This window comes from Mesorhizobium tamadayense (assembly GCF_003863365.1).
Classification (GTDB): Bacteria; Pseudomonadota; Alphaproteobacteria; order Rhizobiales; family Rhizobiaceae; genus Mesorhizobium; species Mesorhizobium tamadayense.
This window is the reverse complement of the sequence record NZ_RQXT01000063.1, coordinates 17,216-37,515: the sequence shown is the minus strand read 5'-3', so window position 1 is coordinate 37,515 and position 20,300 is coordinate 17,216. Positions and strand designations below refer to the sequence as shown.

Annotated in this window: 20 protein-coding genes and 1 pseudogene; 8 read left to right on the top strand and 13 right to left on the bottom strand. The window is 65.8% G+C overall.

Annotated elements, in window-relative coordinates; all coding sequences use genetic code 11:
• Window positions 1-339 precede the first annotated feature (339 nt).
• Genes EH240_RS38305 through EH240_RS40235 form a run of 3 tightly spaced genes read right to left on the bottom strand, consistent with a single transcriptional unit; the run spans window position 340 to window position 1,517 of the window.
• Window positions 340-729: a hypothetical protein gene (locus EH240_RS38305; RefSeq protein WP_167484261.1), complete on the bottom strand. Its 390-nt coding sequence runs from the start codon at window positions 727-729 to the stop codon at window positions 340-342.
• 39 nt (window positions 730-768) lie between these two features.
• Window positions 769-1,326 carry an NmrA family NAD(P)-binding protein gene (locus EH240_RS38605; RefSeq protein ID WP_281035191.1) on the bottom strand — a complete coding sequence of 186 codons (558 nt, stop codon included), beginning with the start codon at window positions 1,324-1,326 and terminating at the stop codon, window positions 769-771.
• The gene (locus EH240_RS40235; protein ID WP_425374857.1) at window positions 1,209-1,517 is read right to left on the bottom strand and encodes an NAD(P)H-binding protein; all 309 of its coding nucleotides are present in this window, start codon (window positions 1,515-1,517) and stop codon (window positions 1,209-1,211) included. The genes EH240_RS38605 and EH240_RS40235 overlap by 118 nt, the downstream gene beginning before the upstream one ends.
• 316 nt (window positions 1,518-1,833) lie before the next feature.
• Between EH240_RS40235 and EH240_RS32190 the strand changes: the two genes are divergently transcribed.
• The 7 genes from EH240_RS32190 (at window position 1,834) to EH240_RS32160 (ending at window position 9,026) form a co-directional block, all read left to right on the top strand.
• A complete protein-coding gene (locus EH240_RS32190) occupies window positions 1,834-2,475 on the top strand; it encodes a ThuA domain-containing protein (protein ID WP_125006137.1) in 642 nt (213 codons plus the stop codon).
• Window positions 2,476-2,622: 147 nt separating this feature from the next.
• Window positions 2,623-3,366, top strand: coding sequence for a FadR/GntR family transcriptional regulator (locus EH240_RS32185; RefSeq protein WP_167484264.1), 744 nt, complete (start codon window positions 2,623-2,625; stop codon window positions 3,364-3,366).
• A gap of 90 nt (window positions 3,367-3,456) precedes the next feature.
• A complete protein-coding gene (dgoD, locus tag EH240_RS32180) occupies window positions 3,457-4,620 on the top strand; it encodes a galactonate dehydratase (protein ID WP_245436581.1) in 1,164 nt (387 codons plus the stop codon).
• 2 nt (window positions 4,621-4,622) lie between these two features.
• Window positions 4,623-5,399 (top strand): SDR family oxidoreductase, encoded by a 777-nt coding sequence (locus EH240_RS32175; protein WP_125006131.1) that lies wholly within the window; start codon window positions 4,623-4,625, stop codon window positions 5,397-5,399.
• 81 nt (window positions 5,400-5,480) lie between these two features.
• Window positions 5,481-6,470 carry a substrate-binding domain-containing protein gene (locus EH240_RS32170; protein WP_125006129.1) on the top strand — a complete coding sequence of 330 codons (990 nt, stop codon included), beginning with the start codon at window positions 5,481-5,483 and terminating at the stop codon, window positions 6,468-6,470.
• A 49-nt stretch (window positions 6,471-6,519) separates the two neighbouring features.
• On the top strand, window positions 6,520-8,040 hold the full coding sequence (locus EH240_RS32165) for a sugar ABC transporter ATP-binding protein (protein ID WP_125006127.1): 1,521 nt from the start codon (window positions 6,520-6,522) through the stop codon (window positions 8,038-8,040).
• On the top strand, window positions 8,037-9,026 hold the full coding sequence (locus tag EH240_RS32160; protein ID WP_125006125.1) for an ABC transporter permease: 990 nt from the start codon (window positions 8,037-8,039) through the stop codon (window positions 9,024-9,026). Before EH240_RS32165 ends, EH240_RS32160 begins: the two co-directional genes overlap by 4 nt.
• Before the next feature lie 11 nt (window positions 9,027-9,037).
• Here the strand turns inward: EH240_RS32160 and EH240_RS32155 are convergent, their stop codons facing one another.
• The gene (locus tag EH240_RS32155) at window positions 9,038-10,393 is read right to left on the bottom strand and encodes a glutamine synthetase family protein (protein WP_125006123.1); all 1,356 of its coding nucleotides are present in this window, start codon (window positions 10,391-10,393) and stop codon (window positions 9,038-9,040) included.
• Window positions 10,394-10,740: 347 nt separating this feature from the next.
• Window positions 10,741-11,439 carry a GntR family transcriptional regulator gene (locus EH240_RS32150; RefSeq protein ID WP_125006121.1) on the bottom strand — a complete coding sequence of 233 codons (699 nt, stop codon included), beginning with the start codon at window positions 11,437-11,439 and terminating at the stop codon, window positions 10,741-10,743.
• Window positions 11,440-11,647: 208 nt separating this feature from the next.
• Between EH240_RS32150 and EH240_RS32145 the strand changes: the two are divergent.
• Window positions 11,648-11,797: pseudogene (locus tag EH240_RS32145) on the top strand (hypothetical protein); the annotation flags it as partial.
• Between the two features lie 7 nt (window positions 11,798-11,804).
• Here EH240_RS32145 and atzF read toward each other — a convergent pair.
• The 8 genes from atzF to EH240_RS32105 are packed head-to-tail and all read right to left on the bottom strand — an operon-like array spanning window position 11,805 to window position 20,183.
• Entirely contained in the window at window positions 11,805-13,670 is a 1,866-nt protein-coding gene (atzF, locus tag EH240_RS32140) for an allophanate hydrolase (protein ID WP_125006119.1), read from the bottom strand.
• A complete protein-coding gene (locus tag EH240_RS32135; protein ID WP_125006117.1) occupies window positions 13,667-14,017 on the bottom strand; it encodes a cupin domain-containing protein in 351 nt (116 codons plus the stop codon). Before EH240_RS32135 ends, atzF begins: the two co-directional genes overlap by 4 nt.
• A complete protein-coding gene (locus EH240_RS32130; protein WP_125006115.1) occupies window positions 14,010-14,678 on the bottom strand; it encodes a cysteine hydrolase family protein in 669 nt (222 codons plus the stop codon). Before EH240_RS32130 ends, EH240_RS32135 begins: the two co-directional genes overlap by 8 nt.
• Window positions 14,678-16,207, bottom strand: coding sequence for an ABC transporter ATP-binding protein (locus tag EH240_RS32125; RefSeq protein ID WP_125006113.1), 1,530 nt, complete (start codon window positions 16,205-16,207; stop codon window positions 14,678-14,680). Before EH240_RS32125 ends, EH240_RS32130 begins: the two co-directional genes overlap by 1 nt.
• Before the next feature lie 10 nt (window positions 16,208-16,217).
• Complete coding sequence (gene biuH, locus EH240_RS32120) at window positions 16,218-16,919, bottom strand: biuret amidohydrolase (protein ID WP_125006111.1); 702 nt, start codon at window positions 16,917-16,919, stop codon at window positions 16,218-16,220.
• Window positions 16,920-16,959: 40 nt separating this feature from the next.
• Window positions 16,960-17,886, bottom strand: coding sequence for an ABC transporter permease (locus EH240_RS32115; RefSeq protein WP_125006109.1), 927 nt, complete (start codon window positions 17,884-17,886; stop codon window positions 16,960-16,962).
• Window positions 17,886-19,028 carry an ABC transporter permease gene (locus tag EH240_RS32110; protein WP_125006107.1) on the bottom strand — a complete coding sequence of 381 codons (1,143 nt, stop codon included), beginning with the start codon at window positions 19,026-19,028 and terminating at the stop codon, window positions 17,886-17,888. Before EH240_RS32110 ends, EH240_RS32115 begins: the two co-directional genes overlap by 1 nt.
• A gap of 27 nt (window positions 19,029-19,055) precedes the next feature.
• A complete protein-coding gene (locus EH240_RS32105; RefSeq protein WP_125006105.1) occupies window positions 19,056-20,183 on the bottom strand; it encodes a BMP family ABC transporter substrate-binding protein in 1,128 nt (375 codons plus the stop codon).
• Window positions 20,184-20,300 lie beyond the last annotated feature (117 nt).

Genomic DNA, 20,300 nt, shown 5'->3' with positions numbered 1-20,300 from the left:
GAGACATCCGATACTTGTCCTTGTCGAACGTACAGAGCGTCATGCCCCTTGGCGTCCGTGTAGATATTTCCGGGGGAGTCTTCGTGGCCCATCGCCGGCTCCGCCGCAAGAGCGACGCCAGCGGCCATGAGAACCAAACGCAGCCAGAGGGGCAACGGTCTCGGCGTGGCTTCGTTTCGTCCACCGAAAGCAAATCGCCCGGGGTGCTTCGCCTCGGCTCCGCCAGGATCAGAACGAGCTTTCAATCGAAGGTTGTTACACATTGCAACTATAAGGCGTATGATGTTGCTCTTGGCGGCATCTGATACGGGCGTTGCCGGACGAGGGCGCCATCGTGCACTAGCCCCGACGGAAAGTCAGAAACGCGCCTGCGCGGGTGTAAGCGCGTGCCGGTGGACACGCAGCCGCTGGGGCCGGCAAGCGGCCGAGGCGCTGCGCTCGCTTATCGGTGAGGTGGTTCTTTCGCCCGGTAGCAAGCGAGGCGAGGTCATCGCCGAGCTGCGCGGCGAACTGATCGGCATCCTCGACTTTGCCAATCCTCGGCAAAATCATCTGACCGGAGAAGTTAGGACAAAGGTCGAAGCCAGTCCCCGCAACCAAATTCGAAAAACGGCCCGCCCTGTGCGGGCCGTTTTGGTATTCGGCCGTGCCGGCCGGTTGTTCTGGATATTCATCCTTGCTTGCCGAACCGAGCAGGATCGCCGTGCGCCAGTTCCTCCAGATATGCACGCAGAGACCGCGGTTCCCGACCCAGGATCGCACGTAGCGTCAGCGGGTTGCCGAGCAGGCCTGGCGATCGTAGTGATTAAACATCGCCCACAAGCCCTGGGGAATGTCGCCGAGTATATCGGGATCGCGGCGCTCCCTGATTTTGCGACCCAGCACATCGCTCATCAGCGCAGCGACGTCGAGACGGTTAAGGTGGCCGGGTGCGCAAAGCTCGAACGTTCCAAAAAGCAGCCGCTCTTCAGTCAGGGCTATTGCCGTGACCTCGGCGACATCGCGATAGTCGACCAGCGAGAAGCGGGTCTCGGACGACCAAGGCTCCGCAAGCACGCCCTCCTTCACGACTTTGAGCCAGAATGCGGCGTAGTTCTGAAAGTAACGCGCCGGATGGAGGAACGTATACTCCATCCCCGAGGTGAGAACCGCCTCCTCGACCGGAACCTTGGCGACATGATTGACGAGGTTCGAGAGCACCGGATGGATCACGGCCGAGAACACGAACCGCCGCACACCGGTGTCGACGGCAGCTTCCACGACATTCTTTCCCACATCAGCTTCGCCGGGAATGAAGGCTGGGGCGATATAGAAGACGGCGCCCACGTCCTTGAGCGCTCGCCCAAAGCCGCTCGATCGCGGAGATCGCCGGTAACGACTTCGGTTGCGCTACGACCTCTTACCAGTTTAGCCTGCTCAGGCTTGCGAACGAAGGCACGCACGCGCGCACCTCGCGCAGCAGGGGCGGGAATGACGCTGCCGGCAAAATCCCCCGCAGCGCCGAAGGCGAGAATCATCATGGTCATGTTCCTGCGAGTTCGTGACGATCGCGGATCTCGGCCACCAGCGACCCTTGACTGAAATCTGGTTCCCACGATTGTCACCTCCCGCCGGCGTATTTTTCGACTAATGCTTCAACAACTGCACAAGATGGCCCAGCGCAAAAGCGCGTCGCGTTCGGATGGTTTTGTGTTTCGTTGCCGCAAAACAGCTCGTACCTTGGGGCAAGCTCCCCTCGGGCTTTTCGGCTGAGAAGCGTTAACGTCCGAAATCTCGGCGAGTATTTTCGCCTTGGCGATCTCGATTGAACACAACGAAACAGACGGAGGAAAAATGCGGCAGGCGCTGATCGTATGGGGCGGCTGGGAAGGACACGAACCCGAGGCCGGGGCGCGTGCCGTCAAGTCGATGCTGGAGGAGGAAGGCTTTGCTGTGCGCGTGGAGAACACGACCGCGGCGTTCGCAGATCCGGCGATCGCCGAACTCAGCCTGATCGTGCCGATCTACACCATGTCCAAGCTGGCCAAGGCCGAAGAGGCCAACCTCACCAAAGCGGTCGAAAACGGCGTCGGCCTTGGCGGTTATCATGGCGGCATGGGCGACGCGTTTCGCGAATCGACGGAATACCAGTTCATGTGCGGCGGGCAGTGGGTCGCGCATCCCGGCAATATCATCGACTATCGGGTGAACATCATGCGGCGCGACGATCCGATCATGAATGGCATCGACGATTTCGCCTACCGTTCCGAGCAGTATTACATGCATGTCGACCCCTCGAACGAGGTGCTGGCGACCACCACCTTCTCGGGCGAGCACGCGCCGTGGATCGACGGCGTCGTCATGCCGGTGGTGTGGAAGCGCCGGCATGGCAAGGGGCGGGTGTTTTATTCGTCGCTCGGCCACGTGGCCAAGGAATTCGAGGTGCCGCAGATGCGGACGATCCTGCGCCGCGGACTGGTCTGGGCGGCGCGCTGAGCTCGTCGCCTCAGGTTCATTCGCCGCGCCCCCATGCGCCTGCCGCGCCTGCAGGCTCTCGATATGTCATATGAATGCGCGATTTACATAAGACGTAAGCTTCCATACAACAGCTTGCTGTGGCATGCTCTATCGGGAGAGGCTTGCGTGGAAACCATCGTTCCTTCGGATGCAATCGGCTGGATGCCTTCGGTCGACCAGGGCGGGGCAAGCGTGCACAACGCCGTCGTCAGCGTGCTGGGCAGCCGCATCCTGGGCGGCGACTATGCTCCCGGTGCCGCCCTGCCGCGCGAGGACGAGCTCTGCGCCATGCTGGGCGTCAGCCGCACCTCGGTCCGGGAAGCGGTCAAGGTGCTATCGGCGAAGGGCCTCGTCGAGGCCAGGCGACGCGCCGGCGTGCGGGTGCTGCCGCGCGATAGCTGGCGGCTGCTCGACCCGGTGGTGCTCGGCTGGCACCCGTCCATCCAGGACGACGAGGAGCTAGTTTCCGGCCTGCTTGAGGCGCGCAGGATCTTCGAGCCCGCGGCAGCCGAACTTGCGGCCAGGCGCGCCAGCGCCGCCGACCTCGCCGAGATCGAGCGCGCGGTGGTCGGTATGCGGGACAACATTCCGAATGATCTGAACGCTGTCTGCCAGGCGGATCTTGCCTTTCACAAGGGCATCATCGCCGCCAGCCACAATGTCGTGCTCAAGGGGCTTGTCGGCATGCTGGAGGCGGCCTTGCGCGCCACCTTCCTCGTCACCAACCCGCTGATGGAAGCGCAGTCGCGCGCGCTTTCCGCCCATGTCGCGGTGCTGGAGGCGATCCGCATCCGCGACACAGCCGGCGCCCGCGCGGCCATGAACAGGCTGCTCGACATTGCCGCCGACGACCTTCATGCAAAAGGCTGAAGCTCCGGCTTGACGTCATTTTAGATCATATGATAATCGGAATTCATATGATCTAAGTGTTCCGTCTGGGAGGAGTTGCGCTTGAGAATCGTGGCGATCACCACGCGCGTCGTGAACGCGGACATGCGCAACTGGGTGTTCGTGCGCGTCGAGACCGATCAGCCGGGACTTTACGGCTGGGGCGAGGCGACGCTGGAGTGGAAGACCCAGGCCGTCGTCGGCGCCGTCAACGACCTTGCGCCGCTTCTGATCGGCCGCGATCCGCGCGACATCGAGCAGGCGGTCCGTATCCTCAGGAAGCATTCGTTCTGGCGGCTCGGCGTCATCGGCATGTCGGCCGTTTCCGGCATCGAGTTGGCGCTCTGGGATATTTTCGGCAAATGGCTTGGCCAGCCGGTCTGGCGGCTGCTCGGCGGCAAGGTGCGCGACCGGGTCAAGGTCTACACCCATCTCGGCCTCGGCGACATGCACGCCGTCTATGAAACGCTGGACGCCGAACCGCTGGTGCATCGCGCCTCCGAGGTCGTGGCCAGGGGTTATCGCGCGCTGAAGGCGGTCTTCATTCCCTACAGCCACTATCACGCGCCGCTGATCGAGGTCGACAAGGTCGGCCGGCTCATGGAGGCGCTGCGCAAGGCGGTCGGGCCGGAAGTCGAGATCATGGTCGACTTCCACGGCCGTCCCGCTTCGGCCTCGACCGCGCTCGCCTATATAGACGTGCTTGCCCCGTACCGGCCGATGTTCATCGAGGAGCCGCTGCCGCCCGGCGAGACCGGCGCGCTGGCGCAGATCGCGGCCAAGTCGCGCGTGCCCATCGCCACCGGCGAGCGGCTGATCGACCGCCCCGAATTCGACGATCTCTTCCGGGCAAGGGCAGTCGACATCGTGCAGCCGGACATCTGCCATTGCGGGGGCCTGCTGGAAGCCAAGAAGATCGCGGCTATGGCCGAGGCGGTCTCGGTCGGCGTGGCGCCGCACAACCCGCTCGGCCCAATCGCCGGTGCCGCGGCGCTGCATTTCGCCGTCTCAACGCCCAACCACCTGATCCAGGAAGAGATGGTCGGCGCCGTGCCCTGGTATTTCGAGGTGGTGAAGGGGCCGATCCGCATGGTCGATGGCTGCTGGCAGGTGCCGGAAGCGCCAGGGCTAGGCGTCGAGGTCGACGAGGCGGTCGCTGGCCGGCATCCCTACAAGCCGGAAGTCATGCACACCACCAACGCCGTGCTCGCCGACGGCACCATCGTGGACTGGTGACGATGGCCGGGCGGCTCCAGGACAAGGTGGCTGTTATCACCGGCGCCGGGCGCGGCATCGGCGAAGCAACGGCGCGCGCAATGGCCGCCGAAGGCGCGGTGATCGTGGTGGCGGAAAAGGACGCGGCGAGCGGAAAGATCGTTGCCGCCTCATTGGTTGAAAGCGGCGTGCGGGCGCTCTTCGTGGAGACCGACGTCGCCGACAGCAGATCCTGCGAAGCCATGGCCGAACAGGCGCTCGCTACGTTCGGCCGCATCGACGTGCTGGTCGCCAATGCCGGCATCAACGTCTTCCATGAGCCGCTGGAAACCACTGAAGAGGAGTGGCGGCGTTGCTTTGCCGTCGATCTCGACGGCGTTTGGTATTCGGCGCGCGCGGTATTGCCGGCGATGCGGGCTCAGAAACAAGGCTCGGTCGTCGCGATCGCGTCCTGCCATTCCTTCGCGATCATCCCGTCGACCTTCCCCTATCCGGTGGCCAAGCACGGGCTGCTCGGCCTGGTGCGGTCGCTCGGCATCCAGTACGCGGCCGAGGGCATTCGCGTGAATGCCATTGCGCCCGGTTACATCGAGACGCAGATCGCGGTCGATTACTGGAACACATTTCCCGATCCGCAGGCCGAGCGCCAGCGCACTTACGACCTGCATCCGCCGCGCCGCATCGGCCGGCCGGAGGAAGTGGCGATGACCGCCGTCTTCCTCGGCTCCGACGAGGCGCCGTTCATCAACGCGGCCTGCATCGTCATCGATGGCGGGCGTTCGGTTCTCTACCACGAATGAGGTTTCGCGCCGGCGGCCGGTCGCCGGAGATGTTTTCAAGCAGATGAAATCCCGCCGGCCGGGATTGATAGGGAGGAAACCATGAAAATAATCAGGGCATGCCTAGTCGCGGCCGCGACCGCCGCCGTCGCTTTGACGGTGCACGGCGCGGGCGCGCAGGACAAGATGAAGTTCGGCTACATCAACAAGATGGGCGATCATCCCTGGTTCGTCCGCGAGGTCAAGGGCGCCAAGGACAAGGCCGCCGAGCTCGGCGTCGACTTGCTGGTCCAGGACGTCCAGTTCGACGCCAACCTCGCCGTCACCACCTTCGACACCTATGTCGGCGACGGCGTCAAGGGCATCGCCGTGGTGGTGCCGGACCGCTCGCTCGGCCCGGTCGTCGCCGACAAGGCCAAGGCCGCCAAGATCGGGCTGATCGCGGTCGACGATGACATCGCCTTCGCCGACGGCACGCCTGTCGCCTATGTCGGCATGAACGCGCTCAACATCGGCAAGCAGGTCGGCACCGAGATTGCCCGCGTCGCCAAGGCGGAAGGTTGGGACAAGGACCTCTCCAAGGTGCGCGTCGGCTCGATCGAGGACCAGAAGGCCGACACCTGCATGCGCCGCAACAAGGGCGCTGAGGAGGCGCTGGTCGCGGCGATCCCGGACATCAAGTCGCGCATCGTCTCGATCCCCTACGACAACACCATGGTCAACTCGATCGACGTGGTGTCGACGACGCTGACGGCCAATCCCGATGCCGAGAAGTGGATCTTCTTCTCCTGCAACGACGACGGCGTGCTCGGCGGCGTGCGTGCCACCGAAAATGCCGGCATGGCGCCGGAGAACGTCATCGGCATCGGCATCGACGGCTCCCGCTCCTGCGAAGCCTTCGGTGCCGGCAAGCCGACGGGCTTCCGCGGCACGATGTGGCTGGACAGCGCCAAGCACGGCGCGGCCGCCATCCAGGCTCTCTACGACCAGGCCACCGGCAAGGAGATGCAGAAGGACTATTTCCAGGACGCCACGCTGATCAGCGGCGAGAACTTCGCCAAGTTCAAGGACACGCTCGGTTGCAAGTCCTAGGCTTTCCTTCAGCCTCACGGCGCGCGGCCCCAAGCGGAGCCGCGCGCCTATGACAGTGCCTGTCGTTTCCGTCGAGGACGTCAGCAAGCGCTTCGGCGCCGTCCAGGCGCTGCGTGACGTATCGATAGCCTTCCATGCCGGCGAGATCACCGCGCTGATCGGCGAGAACGGCGCCGGCAAGTCCACGCTGATGCGCGTTCTGGAGGGCGAGCATCGGCCGGATGCCGGCAAGGTGCTGGTCGACGGGCAGCCTGTCCAGCTGACCTCGCCGCGCATGGCGCATGGCGCGGGCATCCGGGTCATCCACCAGGAGCCGGAGATCATCCCGGAACTGACGGTGGCGGAAAACATCTTCATCGGCGACATCAAGGCGCGCGCCGGGTTGTTCCTCGACCGCGCCGACCTCGAGCGGCGCAGCCTCGAGCTGCTCCGCACCTTCGGCGTCATCGACGTGCTTTCGCCCGGGCAGCGCTGCTTTGGGCTGAGCCCGGCGCTCAGGCAGCTCATCGAGATCATGCGGGCACTGCGGCCGGGTGCCCGGCTGCTCGCCTTCGACGAGCCGACCTCGTCGTTGACGGAGGACGAAGCGCAGCGGCTGTTCCGGGTCATCCGGCGGCTCAAGGCCGACGGCGTCGCGGTGATCTACATCTCGCACCGGTTGCGCGAGATCATCGAGCTTGCCGACCGCTGCGTGGTGATGCGCGACGGCAGCCGCGTCGCTGACGAGCCGATCGCGGCGCTCGACGAGCAGCGCATGGTGCGGCTGATGGTCGGCAGGCCGGTGAGCGATCTGTTCAATCGCCGGGAGCGCACGCTCGGACCGGTCCGGCTGGCGCTCGAAGGCGTCACGACGCGCCGCGTCGAGGGGATCAGCTTCGAGGTGAGGGCCGGCGAGATCGTCGGGCTTGGCGGCCTGGTCGGCGCCGGACGAACGGAAGTCGCGCGCGCCATCGTCGGCCTCGATCCGCTGCTGTCAGGACAGATGGCGGCCGGTGGGCGGCCCTACAGGCCGCGCGAGCCAGCGGACGCCGTCGCGGCCGGAATCGGGCTGGTGCCCGAGGACCGCAAGCAGGAGGCGCTGCTTTTGATGCAGGCAGTGCGCGACAATGTCAGCCTCGTGGTGCCCGACAAGGTGTCGCGCTACGGTTTCTTCAGCCGCAGGCGCGAGCGCGCCCTGGTCGCCCGTCATGTCGCCGAGCTCAGGGTCAAGACGCCGTCGATCGACCAGGCGGTGAGCAAGCTCTCCGGCGGCAACCAGCAGAAGGTCGTCTTCGCGCGCTGGCAGGCGCGGGGGCCTGCGGTGCTCATCCTCGACGAGCCGACGCGCGGCATCGATGTCGGCGCCAAGGCGGAGATCTACAGGCTCGTCGAAAGCCTGGCCGACCAGGGTCTCGCCATCCTGCTCATCTCGTCCGAGATGCCCGAGCTGCTCGGGCTCGCCGACCGCATTCTGGTGATGCAGGGCGGGCGCATCAGCGGCGAGCTGGCGTGGCGGGAGGCGAGCGAGGAAGCCGTGCTGGCGCTGGCGATGCGCTCGGGCAGAGAGACAATCGAAAGGAGGGTGTCGTGACCGATACCGCAACAGCTACCCGCGAGCGCGCGCCGGCAACCCTGTTCGGCCTCATCGGCGCGCAGAACATCAGCCTGCTGATCGCGCTGGTGGTGCTGCTGGCGATCTTCGGCGCGCTCAGGCCCGACGTCTTCTTCACGCCGCGCAACCTGATCAATATCGGGCTCGCGGTCACCATCCTCGGCATCCTGGCGATGGCGCAGACCGTCGTCATCGTCTCGGGCGGGCTCGACATCTCGGTCGGATCGATCGTGGGTCTCAGCACCATGGTGCTCGCCGTCGCCGCCCAGGAGACCGGCTCGATCCCGGCAGGCATTCTCGCCGGGCTGCTTGCCGGCCTCATAGCGGGCGCCGTCAACGGACTGATCATCGTCTACGGGCCGGTCAACGCGGTGATCGCGACGCTTGGCACCATGTCGGCCTTCCGCGGCCTCGCCTATCTGATGAACAACGGCAACTCCATCCCGATCACCGGCGATGGCCTGCGAACGCTCGGCATCGGCACCCTCTTCGGCCTGCCCTTCGCCATCTGGCTCTTGATCGCGGCGATGGCGGCGTTCATCGTCTTCACCCGCGAGACGGTCGTCGGCCGCAACATCTATGCGCTCGGCGGCAATCCGACGGTGGCGCGGCTCGCCGGCATTCCGATCCGCCGCTACCAGATTTCGATCTATGCGATGAGCGGCTTCGCCGCCGCCGTCGCCGGCCTGGTGCTCGCCAGCCGCACCATGTCGGGTCAGCCTGCCTCCGGCAGCCAGGGGTTGGAGCTGGAAGCGATCACCGCCGCGATCCTCGGCGGCTGCGCGTTGCAGGGCGGCAAGGGCACCATCGTCGGCGCCATGCTCGGGGTGCTGATCATCGGCGTCCTCAACAACGGCATGATCCTGACCAGCGTGCCGACCTTCTACCAGCTGCTCGCCAAGGGCGCGCTGCTGATCCTGGCGGTCATCGTGCAGGAGCGGCAGCGGGCGCGGTCGGGGGAGTAGCCCGTGCCGGGCTAGACGCTTTCGAGATAGGTCTCGATCTCGAAGTCGCTGACATTGAGCGCGAAGGTGTTCAGCTCCTGGCGCTTGCAAGCGACGAAGGCGTCGCGCAGCACTGCCGGGAAGATTTCCGCGATGCGCGGCCCGGCTTCGAAGGCGGCGATCGCCGAAGCCCAGTCCGGCGGCAGCTTGGCGAGCGTCAGCCCCTGTCCCTCGCCGCCGGTCGGCTCGCCGGGCGACAGCTCGCGCTCGATGCCCGTGAGCGCCGCGCCCAGGATCGCCGCCAGCACCAGATAGGGATTGGCGTCGGCGCCGGAGACGCGGTGCTCGATGCGGCGCGCGGCCGACGGGCCGCCCGGAATACGGATCGCCACCATCCGGTTCTCGTAGCCCCAGGCAACGGCCGTCGGCGCGTAGGAGCGCGGCCGCAGCCTACGGTAGGAATTGAAATGCGGCGCGAACACCAGCGTGCTTTCGGCCATGGCGGCAAGCAACCCGCCGACGGCATGGCGCATGGTGTTCGAGCCTTGGTCGCTGCCGTCGTCGAAGATGTTGCGGCCTTCTTTGTCGACGACGCTGAAATGGACGTGGAAGCCATTGCCGGCGCGTTCGCCATAGGGCTTGGCCATGAAGCAGGCGGCAAAGCCGTGCTTGCGGGCAATGCCCTTGACGGTGCGCTTGAAAAGCACCGCATCGTCAGCGGCGCGCAAGGCATCCGGAACATGGTTGAGGTTGATCTCGAACTGGCCGACCCCGTTCTCGGCGATCGCCGTGTCGACCGGAATGCCCTGCATGCGGCAGGCTTCGTAGACGTCGTGGATGAAGGCCTCGAAATCGTCGATCTCGTCGATAGACAGCGCCGCGTCGGAATCGAGGCGCCGGCCGGTGATCGGCGAGACAGGGCCGACGGGCCGATGCGATGTCGGGTCGACGAGGTAGAATTCAAGCTCGGTGGCGGCAACAGGCGTCAGGCCAAGTGCCGCGTAGCGGTCGAGGATGCGGGCCAGCGCGCGGCGCGGGTCGCCGAGATAGGGCGCGCCGCTGTCATCGGCCAGCCAGAGCGGCAGAAGCGCCGTCGGATGCGCCGTCCAGTCGACGGGCAGGACGCCGCGTCCGGTCCATTGGCAAAGCCCGTCGGCATCGCCGGTCGAGAAGACCTGCGCGTTGCCTTCGATATCCTCGCCCCAGATGTCGAGCCCGATAGCCGAATAGGGCATGCGCAGCTTGCCTTCGAGCGCCTTGCGCGCCTGTTCGACCGGGATGCGCTTGCCGCGCATGATGCCGTTCAGGTCGCACACCGCGGCCCTCAGGCTCTGGATGTCGCTCCTGCTTTCAAGCCAGTTCAAAACGTCCGCAACTGCATCGCCCAATTTCCGGCCCCTGTTTCTTCTGTAGCCGTTTCGGCTACGGTATCCATTTAACAGCTTGTGAGTTCACGAAGGCCGCCTTGGATGGATCCAGGCGGCTTTCCTTCATTTTTTCAATTCACTAGCTGGGATATCGGGCGGCATTTTGGGTCCAAAATGTGCGATCTGCGATCGCAACATAGCTGGCAGGCGGCGGAAAGCCAAGGGGCATTTGGTGCGGTCAGCGTTGGGGCGGCTGCTGCATGGTTCGTCATCCTCGGGTCTGCGCCGCGTCGCTTCGCTCCTTGCTTCGCCCGAGAATGACGACCGAGAGGTGGCTGCCAGCTGTACTCCAGCCTCCAAGTCCTGGACTAATTCCGCAGTTCCGGGAACTTGATCTGCTTGAGGATGTGCGCAGCCCCCTCGTCGATGTCGCGCACGATGGCAGCGCGGGCACGCTCACCGTCCTGGGCCTCGATCGCCGCCACGACCTCCTCGTGGTAGTCGATTTCGAGAATGCCGGCGAGGTCGTCCTCGAAGCCGATGCGCAGGTTGCGGAGGAAAGGTCCGACCTGCATCCACACCGTTTCGATCAGGAAGATCATCTGCTCGTTGCCGCAGTGGCGGTAGATCGAGAACTTGAAGTCGTGGTTCTTGCGCAGATAGTCGTCGATGTCGCCGCTGCGGGCGGCCTGGGTGAGCTCGGCGCAATGACGCCGGATGGCGCGCAGATTGTTGCCGTTGATGAGGCTGGTGGCGAGCTCGGTGGCCGTGCCTTCCAGAACCGTGCGCACATCGGTCAGCTGCTGGAAACGATCGGCCGAGATCATCGGCACCTCGACGCTGCCGTTCGGCATCGGGCTCAGCGCCCTGAGCGCCTGCAGTCGCATGAAGGCGCTGCGCACCGGCATGTCGCTGGTGCCGAGCTCCTTGGCGAGCTTGCGCGAGGTCAACTTCTGGCCGGGCTGGAGCTGACCCGACATCAGCGCCCGCACCAGTTCCAGATAGACTTTCTCATGCAGGGGTACTGTGTCGAGGGCAGTCAGTCCGAATTGTGTTTTGTCGGCCATTGGCTATGCGCTGCTTCGTCCGTCCTGAAATCCGTTTCGTCGCTCAATCTGCCGCCGCAATACTTGGCCGGCGGTTTTTCGAGCCGCACGATAGACGGTTAACGCGCGCCGCCGCAAGTGAGGCCAGGGCCGCATTCCGACTGACTCAACGGCGCCATGATTTTCCCGTTTGACCCCGATACCCGGGCACAGGGTTTTGGCTCATCGAATGCTTGCCGACGACATCGGCAAGACCAGAATCAATCCCGGCTATTCGCTGATCGGCCGGCTGAAGGGCCTTGCCGAGCTGCGCGGCATCATGCGCGCGGTGGAGCGCTTCGAGCTGGCTGAGGTCGGGCCAGCGAAGCCCGTCCGTTGAGGTGGGCTTAAGGACGCTCGACGATCCGACGAGGTCCGCCGGTCAGTTGGAGGGAAGGCTCCAATTGTCGTCGCGTCTCGTTCGCCCTGGCGACATAGCTGCGCCAGCCGCCATAAGCCGAGATGTCCGTCGCCGCCGACAGGCCGGCGGTCTCGGCCAGAAAACCCTTCGCCGAGGTGCCGTCGTCGAGCTCGATGGTGCCGATGCTGAGCGGCGGCGGGATGGCGGCGACGAAACGGCCGAAGGCGTCGGCGCAGAGGCGCCAGACCTCGACCTCGATCGCCGTGCCGCCGCTGCCGACCCGGACCAGCCCCGGCTTGGATGGGATTTGGCCGGCAAGTTCATAGAGCTTGTAGGATGGGCTCGTCCACGTCGCCCGGCAGAAACGTGCGCCGACGTTCGTCAGTTGACCATTCAGCGGCATCCCCGAGAGATGCGCGCCAACCACCACCAGCTCGATCGTGCCGTCCTCGTCTGATCCGGCAACGGGCTCGGCACTTGGCTGCCGCCATCCGGTCGCGCCGAGGGCGAGGCCGCTCGCGGCATGCAGGTCGCGCCCGATGGACGCGACGAGGCCGTCCCGCCCGGCGGCGGCGAGCAAAGTAACGCTCATCGGCAGGCCGTCATCGCGCGTGCCGGTCGGCAAGGCGATGCCGCACATGTCGAGCAGATTGACGAAATTGGTGTAGGTGCCAAGGCGGCTGTTGGTGGCGATCGGATCGGCGAGCACGGCATCGACGGTGTAGTGGGTCGGCGCTGTCGGCACGCAGAACAGGTCGACGGACGCGATCACCGGGGCGAGCCGGGCCTTGTAGGCCTGCAAGGCATAGAGCCCGCGGAAGGCGTCGGCGGCCGACAGGTTTCTGGCGCCGCCGATGATCCTGCGCGTCACCGGATGGAGCGCCGCCTCGTTCGCCTCGAAGAAATCGCGGATCGCCGCGTAGCGCTCCGCCACCCAGGCGCCTTCGTAGAGAAGGTCGGCGGTCGCGTAGAAGTCGCCGAACGGGATTTCGACCAGCCGACAGCCAAGTCGCGACAGCATGGCAAGCAAGGCCTCGAAGCCGGCCTGCATCGCGGTGTCGCCGAAGAATTTCAGGTCCGCCTTTGCCGGGATGCCGACGGTGAGCACCGGCGGGCGAGCGGCAAGCGGCTTGACGGCGATGTCGCGTGAATAGGGATCGGCGGCATCGCGCGCCGCTGCGACGGAGAACACCGCATAAGCATCTTCGACAGTCAGCGCGAAAACCGAGACGCAGTCGAGCGTGCGGCAGGCAGGCACGACGCCGGTGGCCGACAGCGCGCCGACCGTCGGCTTCACCCCGACAATGTTGTTGAGGCCGGCCGGAATGCGCCCCGATCCAGCGGTATCGGTGCCGAGCGCGAAGGAAACGATGCCGCGCGCCGTCGCCACCGCCGAGCCAGAGGAGGAGCCGCCCGGCACCAGCCTTGCGTCGATCGCATTCCTGGGGATCGGCCAGGGCGTGCGCACGCCGACGAGGCCCGTGGCGAACTGGTCGAGATTGGTCTTGCCGACGACCAGCGCGCCGGCTGCCTTGAGCCGCGCCACGACCGTGGCGTCCTTGTCAGGCGTGTAGGCATATTCGGCGCAGGCAGCCGTGGTCGGCATGCCGGCGACGTCGATATTGTCCTTGACGGCGAAGGGGATGCCCCAGAGCGGCTTTGCCATAGGGTCGAACGGACCGAGCGCCGCTACCGCGGCCAGCATCTCGGCCCGCGTCGCGAGATGGATGAAGATGCCCGGATCGCCTGCCGCCTCGACGCGGGCGTGGACCGTATCGATGACCTCGCCGATGCTGGTTCCGGCCTCATAGGCGGCGTGCAGGCTCGCTATGTCGAAGCGGATGTCGCTCATTTCGTCTCCCCGAGAATGATCACCGGCAGGTTCCATTGGATCAGCACGAAGCAGCCGTCCTGCGTCCACACCGAATGTTCGGTGCCGACCGGGTTCAGGATCACGCTGCCCGCCGGATAGTCGCCGTTCTCGTCGCTCTGGGTGCCTTCCAGCACGACGATGGTTTCCAGCCCGGCATGGCGGTGGCGCGGCACGCCGGCGCCCGGCTGATAGCGAAGCACCGCGACGGACGGTTCGAGCGGACCGCCCCTGAGCAGCCAATGCGCCGCGACGCCGTCGCGGAAAGGCTCGAACGCGAGGTCGCGCCAGCCGCCGTCGAGCAGGCCGGCAAAGGCAAGATTAGGCATTGGCGATACCCTCGAGCACCTGGACGACGGTCGCCGTCCAGCCGACGATGGCGCCTTGCGCCCTGATCATGGCCAGGGCCGCCGCCTTGAATTCGGGAAAATAGCTTTCCGTCGCGTCCTCGCAGAGCAAGCATTCATAGCCGCGGTCGTTGGCCTCGCGCATCGTCGTCTGCACGCAGACTTCCGTCGTCACGCCGGCAAAGACGAGCTGGCGGGCGCCGAGCCGCTTGAGGTCATCGCCGAGGCCGGTCGCATAGAAGGCACCCTTGCCGGGCTTCTCGATGACGATCTCGCCGGGCAAAGGCGCGAGCTCGTCGAGGATCGCGGTGCCGGGCTCGCCGGCGATCAGCACACGGCCCATCGGGCCGACATCGCCGATGCGGATCGACGGGTTGCCGCGGTCGCGCTTGGCGGGGGGCAGGTCCGAAAGATCGAACCGGTGGCACTCCATCGTGTGGATCACCGGCAGGCCGGCGGCGCGAAAGCCCTCGATCAGTCGCTTCACCGTCGGCACGATCGCCACGACCCGGCTGACGTCGTTGCCGAGGCTGGCGCCGAAGCCGCCGGGCTCGGCGAAGTCGCGCTGCATATCGATGACGATGAGCGCCGTCGTCTCGGGCTTGAAGGCGAAGGCGAAGGGCTGCGCCGCGATCTCCATCATCAGTGATGCCCCGCCATGTGCTCGCCGATGGTCTGCACGTTCGCCTCGCCGATCGGTGTCTCGTAGACGAGCGCGCCGTCGGACATGACGAGGATGCGGTCAGAGAGCTCCAGGAGCTCGTCGAGATCTTCCGATATCAGGAGCACCGCGGCGCCCGCGTTGCGCGCCCTCATGATGCGGGCACGAATCTCGGCGACGGCGGAGAAGTCGAGGCCGAAGCACGGGTTGGAGACGATCAGCAGGTCGACCTCGCCCGTCAGCTCGCGGGCGAGCACCGCGCGCTGCACGTTGCCGCCCGAGAGCGAGGCGATCGGCGAGGAGAGCGAAGCGGTCTTGACCTTGAACTGCTCGACCAGCCGGGCGCTGAAGGATCTGATGGCGCCGGCGCTGATCCAGCTTACCGGCTTGCCATTGCCGTCAATGTCGAAGGTGCGGAAGGCGATGTTCTCGGCGACCGTCATCCTTGGCGCGCAGGCATTCTTCAGCGGCTCCTCCGGGATGAGGCGGACATTCAGCGCGCGCGCCTCGGCGCGTGTCGCCGCATAGGCCGCGCCGCGAACCATGACTTCGCCCTGATCACGGGCGCGCTGGCCGGCCAGCACTTCCAGGAACTCCTTCTGGCCGTTGCCGGAAATGCCGGCGATGCCGACGATCTCGCCGGAGCGCACGTCGAGACCGGCGATGTCGATCGATTTGAGGCCGGTGCGGTCGGGCGCTTTCAGCGCGCTCACCTTGAGCACGATCTCGGCGTCAGGCTTCGGCTCGGCGCGGCTGTCGAGCGCCGCGATCGGCTGGTCGCCGATCATCATCGCCGCCATCTGCCTGTGCGGGACCTCGGAGACTTTGCCGGTGCCGGTCAGTCTGCCCTTGCGCAGCACCGTGATGTCGTCGGCGAATGCCGTGACCTCGTGGAACTTGTGCGAGATCATCAGCACCGTGAGATCGCCGGCCTTCGTCATGGCGCGCACCAGGCCAAGCACTTCCTGCGCCTCGCCCGGGGTGAGCACGGATGTCGGCTCGTCCAGCACCAGGAAATGGCGGCCGAGATAGAGCTGCTTGACGATCTCCAGCTTCTGCTTCTCGCCGGCGGCAAGCTCGGCCACCTTGACGTCGAGCGGCAGCTTGAACGGCATGCGGCTTATGAAGGCGGCGAGCGCGCCGCGCTCCTTGCGCCAGTCGATGACGCCCGGCACCTTCTCGCGCGCGATGACGAGGTTCTCGGCGCCCGTCAGCGACGGCACGAGCGTGAAATGCTGATAGACCATGCCGAGGCCGAGCGCCGAGGCATCCCTGGGGCTGGTGATCGCGACCTCGCGGCCGCCGACCAGCATCTCGCCGGACGTCGGGTGGTAGAAACCCATCATGCATTTGACCAGCGTCGACTTGCCGGCGCCGTTCTCGCCAAGCAGCGCGTGGAAGGAGCCGGCCGGCACCTTGATGGAGACATCGTCGAGCGCCGTGAAGGCGCCGAAGCGCATGGTCATGCCGATGGTCTCGACGCCGATCGCCTTCCTGTGCGTTCCGCTCATCGCCGGTCCCTCATGGCAGCTGGGCGACGAGGGCGGCGGAATTCGAGACCGCGCCGAACACGCCGCCCTGCATCTTGATCATCTTGATCGCCGCCAGATGGTTGCCGTAGTCGGTCGCCCCGCAGCAATCCTCCAGCATCACGCATTCGAAGCCGCGATCGTTGGCCTCGCGCATGGTGGTGTGCACGCAGACATCGGTGGTGATGCCGGTGAGCACGATGTTGTCGATGCTGCGCTGGTTGAGGATCAGTTCGAGATCGGTGGCGCAGAACGAACCCTTGCCGGGCTTGTCGATGATCGGCTCGCCTTCGGCTGGATAAAGATCGGGAATGATGTCCCAACCCGGCTCGCCGCGTACAAGGATGCGTCCGCAAGGCCCGGGGTCGCCGATGCCGGCATTGATGCGGCGCGAGCGCCAGCGCTTGTTGGCGGGCAGGTCGGCAAGGTCCGGCCGGTGGCCCTCGCGCGTGTGGATGATGGTGTAGCCCCTGGCCCGCATGGCGGAGAGCACCGCCTTGATCGGCTCGATCGGCGCTCTCACCAGTGATAGGTCATAGCCCATATGGTCGACATAGCCGCCCGGTCCGCAGAAGTCGGTCTGCATGTCGATGATGATCAGCGCCGTGTTGTCCGGCCTCAGATCGCCATTGTAGGGCCAGGGATAGGGATCGGCGTCGATGTAGCGCTGGGTGATCTCGGCTCTGGCGTTCATGGCAAAAACTCCGGTCTCGCGAGCGGTTCCTGGGAGGCGGTCACTTGGTGATCGAAAGCTCGCCGGGCGCGCCGGCGAGCGTCCGGCTCGGCGACGAGGTGGCGATCATGATGATGAGGGTGAGGATGTAGGGCGCGGCGTAGAAGAGGTAGTAGCCCTGAGTGACGCCGACCGACTGCAGCGCAGGACCCAGGGCACCGGCGCCGCCGAACAAAAGCGCGGCGGCGAAGCAGCCGAGCGGGTTCCAGCGCGCGAAGATCACAAGCGCCACCGCCATAAGCCCCTGGCCGGACGAGATGCGTTCCGTCCAGCTGCCGGGATAGTAGAGCGACAGATAGGCGCCGCCGATGCCGGCCAGCGCGCCGCCGGCGCCGGTGGCGAGGAGGCGCACCGTGTTCGGGTTGAGGCCCATGGCGCGCGCGGCATCGGCGCTGTCGCCGACCACGCGCACGATCAGGCCGACGCGGGTGTTGCGGAAGGCCCACCAGAGGAAGACGGCGAGCGCCGCGCCGATCAGGAACAGCACGTTGACGTTGAGCGCCGCCTGCACCTGCGGGATGTCGGACCAGGCGCCGAACGGGATCGCCGGCAGGTCGGGCGCGGAGGGCTGGATGAAAGGCTTGCCGAAGAAGAAGCCGAGGCCCGTGCCGAACAGCATCATGGCGATGCCGATGGCGATGTCGTTGACCTTCGGGAACTTGCAGATCCAGCCATGGAAGAGGCCGAAGCAGAGCCCGGCGACCGCCGCGGCCAAAAGGCCGGGCCAGGGCGAGCCGGTCATTACCGCCACCGCGTAGGCGCTCATGGCGCCGAACACCAGTGTGCCTTCGAGGCCGAGATTGATGCGGCCGGAGCGTTCGGTGATGGCCTCGCCGAGCGAAACGAAGATGAAGGGCGTGGAGACGCGGATGGCGCCGCCCAGCATGGCGAGCGGCACACCCCACAGGCCGATGTCGGTCGCGTCCATCAGGCGGTCCCCTTCAAAAGATCGGATCTCTGCCAGAGGTCGGGATTGAAGAGCTTGAAACGGCCGTAGAAGGTCTCGCTGAACAGGATGACGATGAAGAGCATGCCCTGCAGCACCAGCACCGTCGCGTCGGGCAGGTCCATGCGGCGCTGGATCAGGCCGCCGGACGCGTCGATGCCGCCGAGCAGGATGGCGACGGGGATGATGGCAAGCGGATTGTGGCGGGCAAGGAAGGCGACAAGGATGCCGGTATAGCCGTAGCCGGCGGCAAGCGAGCCGTTGGCGCTGCCCTGCACGGCCGCGACTTCCAGCATGCCGGCAAGGCCGGCAAAGCCGCCGGCCAGCGCGGTGAAGCCCACGATCAGCGACCCGACCGCAAGTCCCTGGACCTGTGCTGCCCGGACATTGCCGCCGGCGATGCGGGCGGCGAAGCCCCAGCGGGTCTTCTCGATCAGCAACCAGGAGAGCACGCAGGCGAGGATGCCGACGACGAGACCCGAATGCACCTCCATGCCGGGGATGTTGCCGACGCGGTAGATGTCGGCCAGCGGCTGAGTCGAGGGTTTGTTGAGCGAGGCCGGATCGCGCAGCGGCCCTTCTACCAGATGGTTCATCAGGGCGATGGCGATATAGGCCATCAGCAGGCTGGAGATGGTTTCGTTGACGGCGCGGTAGTGGCGGAGCGCGCCGACGGCACCAATCCAGATGCCGCCGGCGGCTACGCCCCCCACGCCCATGAGAAGGATGACGAGAAAAGACGGCGCGCCGTTCAGCGCCACGGCGATGGCGGCCGCGGCGACACCGCCCAGCACGATGGCGCCCTCGCCGCCGATGACGACCAGACCGAGGCGCGCCGGCAGCGCCACGCAGAGCGCCGCCAGCAAAAGCGGCGCGCCGCGCGACAGCGAGTTCTGAATGGAGAACCAGGAACCGAAGCCGCCCCGCCACATCGTCTCGTAGAGCTGGACCGGCGACCTGCCGACAGCCAGGATGAACAGGCTGAACAGCATCATGCCGACGATCAGCGCCGTGAGCGGAATGACGAAGGACTCCGCCCGCCTGGCGATCCATTCGAGCGCCGCCCGGTATCCCCTCGCGTCGAGGATGGTCCGCACGTGCGGGCCGCTCACCGTATCCGCCATGTCCCGTCTCCCTCGGCCCGCGCCCCCTCAGGCCGTCGAGCCGACGACGCCCTCGACGAGATAGTCCATGCTTTCGAGCTCGATGGCGGTCTCGACGAAGGCTTGGTCTGCGGTGGCGACGACGATGCCCTTGTTGCTCTTCAACGGTCCCTTGATGACGGAAAAGCCGCCCTTCGTCATTTCGGCCAGCGTGGCGTCGAACTGCTTGCGCGCCGCTTCGGAGACGGCGGGGCCGAGCGGGCTCATCTTGACGAAGCCGTCGGCCAGTCCGCCGCGCGTGAAGTTCGGCAGCGGCTTGCCGGCGACGAGATCGTCCACGAACATCTTGTAGACCTTGGCCCAGTTCCACTCCGCGCCGGTAAGGTATTTTTCCGGCGCCAGCGGGCTCTGATTGGCATGGTAGCCGCAGACGAAGGCCCCGCGGCCGGCGGCCGTCTCGACCACCACCTTCGGGCTGTCGACATGGCAGGTGACGACGTCGGCGCCCTGGTCGACCAGCGCGTTGGTGGCCTCGGCCTCCTTGACCGCCAGCGACCATTCGCCGGTGAAGATCACCTGGCAGGTTATCGCCGGATCGACCGAACGCGCGCCAAGGAGGAAGGAGTTGATGTTGAGCAGCACCTGCGGGATCGGCTTGGCGGCGACGAAGCCGAGCTTCTTCGACTTGGTGGTGTGGCCGGCGACGACGCCATTCAGGTACTGGCCCATGCCGATATAGCCGAAATAGGAACCGGCATTCATGGGATGCTTGTCCTTGTTCCACATGCCGCCGCAATGGCGGAACTGCACGTCGGGGAACTTGGCGCACATGGCCAGCATATGCGGATCGAAATAGCCGAAGGAGGTCGGGAAGATCAGCGAGGCACCGTCGAGATTGATCATCGATTCCATCGTCTTCTGGACGTCGATCGTCTCGGGGACGTTCTCCTCCTCGACGATGGAAATGCCCTCGATGCCCTTCAGCGACGCAGCCCCTTCGGCATGCGCCTGGTTATAGCCATAGTCGTCCTTCGGGCCGACATAGATGAAGCCGACGGTCGCCGACGCGGCGCGTGCCGCGCGGATCGGAAAGGCTGCCGAGGCCAGGCCGAGCGCCGCTCCGGCGGCGGAGGTCTTGAGCAGGTCGCGGCGGCTAAGCATGAATTTGTCGGTCATATCGAATGCTCCCCTTCTTGGACCCGGCGCGGGGTCGGTTGACGTATCGTCAAGAAAGTGCATGCAATCACTGTGCCAGTTTCGAAACGTATTATTGTGCAATGAAATCAATGCTTC